Origin of the sequence: Endobacter medicaginis, from assembly GCF_014192375.1 — a bacterium.
GTDB classification, from domain to species: domain Bacteria; phylum Pseudomonadota; class Alphaproteobacteria; order Acetobacterales; family Acetobacteraceae; genus Endobacter; species Endobacter medicaginis.
This window is the reverse complement of record NZ_JACHXV010000044.1, coordinates 1-5,871: the sequence shown is the minus strand read 5'-3', so window position 1 is coordinate 5,871 and position 5,871 is coordinate 1. Positions and strand designations below refer to the sequence as shown.

Here is a 5,871-nt window from a genome sequence, read left to right as displayed (position 1 = left end):
TCGTCGTCGGAAACGTCAGAGGGATACGGCTTGCGGGCACTCGTCATGCCCTCCCATATGAATCAGGCCGGTCGGGAAGTACATAACACCCTCTAGGTGTTTAGTCCCACCGTGTGGTGATACGGATTGATTTTGAACCGTTCTGGCTCCTCGGTCCAGACGCGGCAGATGTATTCGTGCGGAGTCATTCCCTTGAGGGTCTTGAGCCTGCGGGCATAGTTGTAGGCGGCAACGAACAGGTCGAGATGATCTGTCAATTGCTGATGATCGGAGTAGTTGTAACGCTTAACGGTGGCGTCCTTGATTGTCCGGTTCATCCGCTCGACCTGTCCATTGGTCCGGGATGGTTTGGCTTGGTCAGCCTGTGCTCGATGCCATGTTGGCGGCAGAGCCGGTCGAACAGGTGCATGCTGAACTGCGCCGTAGGCCCCGATCGGTAGCGGGGCGGATGACAGAACTGGATGCCGTTGTCGGTCAATACGGTGTGAATGCGATACGGCACCGCCTCGATCACTGCGTCCAGGAACGCGACCGCGCTCTGCCGATCGGCGGTATCCGCCAAGCGTGCGACGACAAACTTCGAGGTTCTGTCGATGGCGACGAACAAATAGAGTTTGCCTTCGCCGGTGCGGACCTCGGCGATGTCGAGGTGGAAGAACCCGATCGGGTAGGTCTTGAACTTACGCCTGTCGGGCTTGTCGCCCTCGATTTCGGGCAAGCGGGAAATACCGTGACGCTGTAGGCATCGATGCAGGCCGGACCGCGTCAGACTGGGTATGGATGGCTGCAAGGCATACAGGCAGTCGTCGAGCGGCAGCAGCGTGTGCCGGCGAAACGCCACCACTGCGGCCTGTTGCTCCGACGTCAGCGTCGTCGACCGGGCCTGCTTTGGCCCCATTGCCGCATCGTGGACATGATCACGCCTGCGCCATTTCTGGATCGTCGTCGGGCTGACGCCGTAGCGCACAGCCAGCGCCCTCACGCTCGCTTCACTACCCTGGATCCGCGAGACGCACCGCCGCTGTCGTGCGGGCGCAGCCGTGTAGAACCTGTCCCATAACCCATCCCGTGCCGAATGATCATCCGTATCACCACACGGTGGGACTAAACACCTAGCGTCGCGGACATGGCTGGCGGGTGAGGTCGTCGGGGGTGGCGGGACGGCCATGGCGGGCGAGATAGCTCGGGAAGGCGACAGTCAGCACACGGGTGTCGAGCAGGTGCCGCGAGGACATCGACGAGGCGGGTCGTGGACCGAAGCGGATGGCGAGGTCGAGGCCCGCGGTGGTCAGGTCGCCGGTCTCGCGGGGAGTAGGTCGAGGTGGCGCGATGCGAGGCGCCGCAGGTTCGGAGTCAGCAGTTGGCGCTGGACGATCGGGTTAATGGCAACGCGCAGGTGCCTCTGATGGCGGTGTTGGTGGCAGCGGAGGCGGCGTCGGCGAGGCCGGGAGGTGGCGGTGGTGGCCGACGCGACGGATGCAGGCGCGCTGGGAGCGGGTCTGGCGGGAGTACGGGATACGTTCCCGGTGAGCCCGCCGAACTATGATCCGGAGCCGGGATTTCCCGGCACGCGGCGTGCGGTGGCGGCAGTCATCTGGAAAACGATTCCAGACACCGTTCACAACATTGCAAGACATCGGTCGGTCGCTTGGTCCCGCAAATGCACATGAACGGTCCGATACATCGAGTTGACGAATGCGTCACCTTGGCGAACACGAGGAAATGAAATGTTCGTGATGACCCGATCGATCTTTTTTTTCTGCGTGTCGGATTTTTGACAGACCACCATCGGAGCATCTCCTAGGTAACACAAAGAAACCTTTGCGCTCCGGGATTTCCTCAAACCGTCCGCTTCGTCACAGAGGGCCACGAACATGGCGGCATATCATTTTGCAAGCGCGACAGTCGGATTACCCGCCAATCGGTCGCTGCGTAGTGATGGCTGCGTCGATGACCGAGGGTTCGATTGTGGTGACCCTGTTGACAGAGCAGCACGGGCGCAACCGGTCGCTGGAGCGAAATTTCGGGCGCCGTTCTATCGCGATGTCGACGACGACGTCGAAGATCATGCGTTTTTAGACTTCGTGGATGGAGTCACCGGATTTTATTCCGCCGTGACTGTAACCGGTAACGGTCCGCGCATCGTATCCGCGCAAGTGACGGAGGACTTCGTTCTGTCTCAACAATGTCTGATTTCATTAGGCAATGATTATGGGGGGAGCGGTTCAGCGCTCGTCACAGACGGTATGACAAGCTTTGATTCGCCCGTTCTGGTGAAAGCACTTCTCGACGAACAGGCAGAATACCTCGACGCTTCCACCATCCAACTCTTGCTCGAGACCTATCGCGTCGAGTTGTTCCGCCGCCAGTCCTTCATCGCGCGCTTCGGAGAGAAGGCGCAGCGGCTCATGATGCTGACCTGCGGAACGTGTTCCTGGTCCATCAGTAACGAGGACGGGCTCGAAAGCGTCATATCGTTCTTTCAGCCCGGAACATGGGTTGGAATAACGGAGCTTGTCGACAACCACGCTTGGAGAGCCGATTTCTACGCGGAGAGCGATGTCACCGCCGTCTCATGGCCCCGCGATGTAATTATCGACAGACTGGGCTCCAACGCGTCATTTTGGCGTTTTCTGGCCGGCAAGTCCCTCAATCCTCTCGCGGTGCAATTCTGTTATACGCTTTCTGATCGCAGGCCACTGCCAGAGCGGCTCGCCCTCTTGCTGAAACTGCTTGTCGATCGCAAGACCGGTGATGCTCGCGCCGGCGCCTTACGGGCAAGTCTGCTTGTGCCACTTTCGCAGGATCGTCTGGCGGCGGCGCTTCGTTGCAGTCGACAGTCAGGGTCGCGTCCCAAGGCGTGGTGTAGGAGCGGTGGGTAAGTCGCCTGCCGGAGCGACCGCCGAGAGTCTGGCGTAGGCAGGCGACTTATCCACGGCGGTGGTCACCGCAGCGGTGCTGGGTAGGGTTGGGTTGCGAGACGCAACTCTGACCCAAGGACCACCACCACGATGACCGACGACAAGACTGCTCTCCGCGAACTGCTGGAGAAAGGCTCTGACGCAACGTTTCTGCGCGAGATGATCGGCTTTGCCGCCGAGCGGCTGATGGCGCTGGAGACCGAGACCCTGTGCGGCGCCGCCCCCGGCGAGCGCAGCGCGGGACGGACCAATCAGCGCAACGGCTATCGCGACCGGGACTGGCAGACCCGTGCCGGGACGGTGGAGTTGCGCATCCCCAAGCTGCGCCGAGGCAGCTACTTCCCCGGCTTCCTCGAACCCCGGCGCATGGCCGAGAAGGCGCTGACCGCCGTCATACAGGAGGCTTACATCCAGGGTATCTCAACCCGGTCGGTCGACGACTTGGTCAAAGCCCTCGGCATGGAGGGCATCAGCAAGAGCCAGGTCTCGCGCCTGTGCGGCGAGATCGATGAGCGCGTGCACGCCTTCCTGACGCGACCGATCGAGGGGGACTGGCCCTATGTCTGGCTGGACGCGACGTATGTGAAGGTCCGGCGCAACCATCAGATCGTCTCGGTCGCTGTCATTGTGGCGGTCGGTGTGAACACGGACGGTCGGCGCGAGGTTCTCGGCATGACCACGGGGTGCAGCGAGGCCGAGCCGTTCTGGGTCGAATTCCTGCGCAGCCTTGCCCGGCGCGGTCTGCGCGGCACCAAGCTCGTCATCTCCGATGCGCATGAGGGCCTGAAAGCGGCCATCACCAAGGTGCTCAGCGCCACCTGGCAGCGGTGCCGGGTGCATTTCATGCGCAACGCGCTGGCCTATGCGGGCAAAACGCAGCGGCGCATCGTCTCGGCCTGGATCGGCACCGCCTTCGCCCAGGACGACGCGGCCGCCGCCCGCAAGCAGTGGCGCGACGTGGCCGACCAGGCCCGCCCGCGCGTGCCCCGGCTCGCCGCGCTGATGGACGATGCGGAAGCCGACGTGCTGGCCTACATGGGGTTTCCGGCCCAGCATCGCGCCAAGATCCATTCGACAAACCCGATCGAACGCCTCAACGGCGAGATCAAGCGGCGCAGCGATGTCATAGGGATCTTCCCCAACGAGGACGCCGTCACCCGGCTGATCGGCGCGCTCCTGCTGGAGCAGAACGACGAATGGGCCGTCCAGCGCGCTCGCTACATGACGCTGGAAACCATCGCGCCACTCATCGATGATCTCGCCGTCAGCCTGCCGTCCCTGGCAGCCTGATCGAGCAGCCAACCCTGCTCAGCACGCCGTTCCTACACCAAGGCTCGGGACACGATCACAGTCGGTCAACGAGAGTCTCGCGGATATGAGGAACGCGGGAATTCTGACCACCGGCCGTGAGCATATCAGAATCCTCGATCCGGAGGCTCTCGCGACCTGGAACAAGGCGAGTCCCAAGCATTGACCAAACTGAAAGCAGCCTTCGAATTGCGGACATGTTCCGGCGGTGAACCGGCCGGAATCGAAAGAACTCGCCCAACCAAGCGGGTATTACCCGGTGCTGAACCCATCGTGTTTTATCGAGATAAAATTCAATTCGGGACACAAGGATGAAAAATACTCGGACTAAAGTCGGAGGACGCGAGAAGCAAGGGCCAATCTGCCGTCCCGGGCCAGATGTACGTCCAGGCGTTGCGAAATCTTCAACAGCTCCCATCGCCAGTCGGATGGTTTTCGACCGGGACTTCTATGTTCGCGAAAACCCGGATGTCCTGATGTCTGGACTGGACCCTGCCACCCACTATCGCAATTACGGCTGCATGGAGCTACGAGCGCCGAATCCCGATTTCAACCCGAGGGCCTATCTTGTCGCCAATCCGGACCTTCAGGGTTTCGCGGGCGATCTTTTCCTGCACTACATTTTTTATGGAGCCAACGAAGGACGCCTCCTCCGTTGACGGGCGATGACAATGTCGCGGGCATAAACCGGGCCTTTGGAATCACGGACGTAAATACGAGAAAGAAACGAAAATGGACGCGTCGCAAATTGGTATGAGCCTCGCTCGCGGTTTGCTCTCCAGGCAAAGGTCCCTCGGGGCGACGGACAGGACCAGACTTGCTCATATTCTCGGCGTTACGAGTTCCACCCTGACGAAGATCATCAGGGATGAGCCACTGGATCGCGTCAAGGTCGGTGGCCTAATCGCAGCTCACCTGGGTGTGTCTGTTGACTGGATATCCTTGAAGGATTTTGGCGCGGACGAAGTTCCCGTAAATCGGGCCAGGAAATCGAGATAGATCAGGAACGAAAAAAGCTCGTCATTTTGACCAATCACGACCAGGAGCTCGGCTCGCCGAGCGCAACATGAGCGCAATCACCGATCCGTCCTTTTCAAGGTCCGCATATTCTAGCCGCCGGGGGTCACACGTCATGGGTCTTGTCCGCCATTCCCGTGTCACGCCATGCTATCTTGCCGGCTCGATGATCACCACACCGATGGGTGACAGAGCAGTGGAAAGCCTGACGATCGGTGATCAGGTCATGATATGGGACGACGCGACCGGAGCGACAATCAGTGATGTGATCGTCTGGACGGGAAGCCGTACGGTCACAATCTGTCCTGATCTAGCCGATGATCTTGCGGGCTATCCCGTCCGTATTCTCCGCGACGCGATCGCCGACGGGGTTCCTTATCAGGATCTTCTGGTTACGGCCGAGCACCGCCTGTTCTTCGACGGAAAGCTCGTCCCGGCCCGGATGCTCGTGAATGGTCGATCGATCTTCTACGATCATTCCATGCCCGTCTTCGATGCCTACCATGTCGAGACAACGAGACACTCCATCTTGTGAGCTGCCCCCTTCTGAGTGGTCCATCGACTATGACAGTCTGGACCAAGGAAGGGACGACGCATGCCAGCGAAGAAGCACAAGCCCGAGGAG

General features: G+C 60.5%; 6 protein-coding genes and 1 pseudogene. 5 read left to right on the top strand and 2 right to left on the bottom strand.

The annotated features are described in order from the left end of the window. Window positions 1-92 precede the first annotated feature (92 nt). Together FHR90_RS16845 and FHR90_RS16840 are read right to left on the bottom strand one after the other, a co-directional pair. Window positions 93-1,058: pseudogene (locus tag FHR90_RS16845) on the bottom strand (IS481 family transposase). 54 nt (window positions 1,059-1,112) lie between these two features. Next, complete coding sequence (locus tag FHR90_RS16840) at window positions 1,113-1,292, bottom strand: LysR substrate-binding domain-containing protein (RefSeq protein WP_218062044.1); 180 nt, start codon at window positions 1,290-1,292, stop codon at window positions 1,113-1,115. 582 nt (window positions 1,293-1,874) lie between these two features. On the opposite strand from FHR90_RS16840, the gene FHR90_RS16835 reads away from it, so the two are divergent. The 5 genes from FHR90_RS16835 (at window position 1,875) to FHR90_RS16815 (ending at window position 5,781) form a co-directional block, all read left to right on the top strand. Further along, on the top strand, window positions 1,875-2,882 hold the full coding sequence (locus tag FHR90_RS16835) for a Crp/Fnr family transcriptional regulator (RefSeq protein ID WP_176624045.1): 1,008 nt from the start codon (window positions 1,875-1,877) through the stop codon (window positions 2,880-2,882). A 129-nt stretch (window positions 2,883-3,011) separates the two neighbouring features. Beyond that, entirely contained in the window at window positions 3,012-4,211 is a 1,200-nt protein-coding gene (locus tag FHR90_RS16830; RefSeq protein WP_176624047.1) for an IS256 family transposase, read from the top strand. Continuing rightward, window positions 4,174-4,395 (top strand): helix-turn-helix domain-containing protein, encoded by a 222-nt coding sequence (locus FHR90_RS17835; protein ID WP_176624049.1) that lies wholly within the window; start codon window positions 4,174-4,176, stop codon window positions 4,393-4,395. Before FHR90_RS16830 ends, FHR90_RS17835 begins: the two co-directional genes overlap by 38 nt. 310 nt (window positions 4,396-4,705) lie before the next feature. After that, the gene (locus FHR90_RS16820) at window positions 4,706-4,888 is read left to right on the top strand and encodes a hypothetical protein (RefSeq protein WP_183275547.1); all 183 of its coding nucleotides are present in this window, start codon (window positions 4,706-4,708) and stop codon (window positions 4,886-4,888) included. A gap of 407 nt (window positions 4,889-5,295) precedes the next feature. Continuing rightward, a complete protein-coding gene (locus FHR90_RS16815) occupies window positions 5,296-5,781 on the top strand; it encodes a Hint domain-containing protein (RefSeq protein ID WP_176624052.1) in 486 nt (161 codons plus the stop codon). Window positions 5,782-5,871 lie beyond the last annotated feature (90 nt).

Excerpts from the sequence above, each read along its gene's own strand:
- FHR90_RS16835 (WP_176624045.1), top strand. The coding sequence starts at position 1,875 with ATGGCGGCATATCATTTTGCAAGCGCGACAGTCGGATTACCCGCCAAT.
- FHR90_RS16830 (WP_176624047.1), top strand. The coding sequence starts at position 3,012 with ATGACCGACGACAAGACTGCTCTCCGCGAACTGCTGGAGAAAGGCTCT.
- FHR90_RS17835 (WP_176624049.1), top strand. The coding sequence starts at position 4,174 with ATGATCTCGCCGTCAGCCTGCCGTCCCTGGCAGCCTGATCGAGCAGCC.
- FHR90_RS16815 (WP_176624052.1), top strand. The coding sequence starts at position 5,296 with ATGAGCGCAATCACCGATCCGTCCTTTTCAAGGTCCGCATATTCTAGC.
- FHR90_RS16820 (WP_183275547.1), top strand. The coding sequence starts at position 4,706 with ATGTCTGGACTGGACCCTGCCACCCACTATCGCAATTACGGCTGCATG.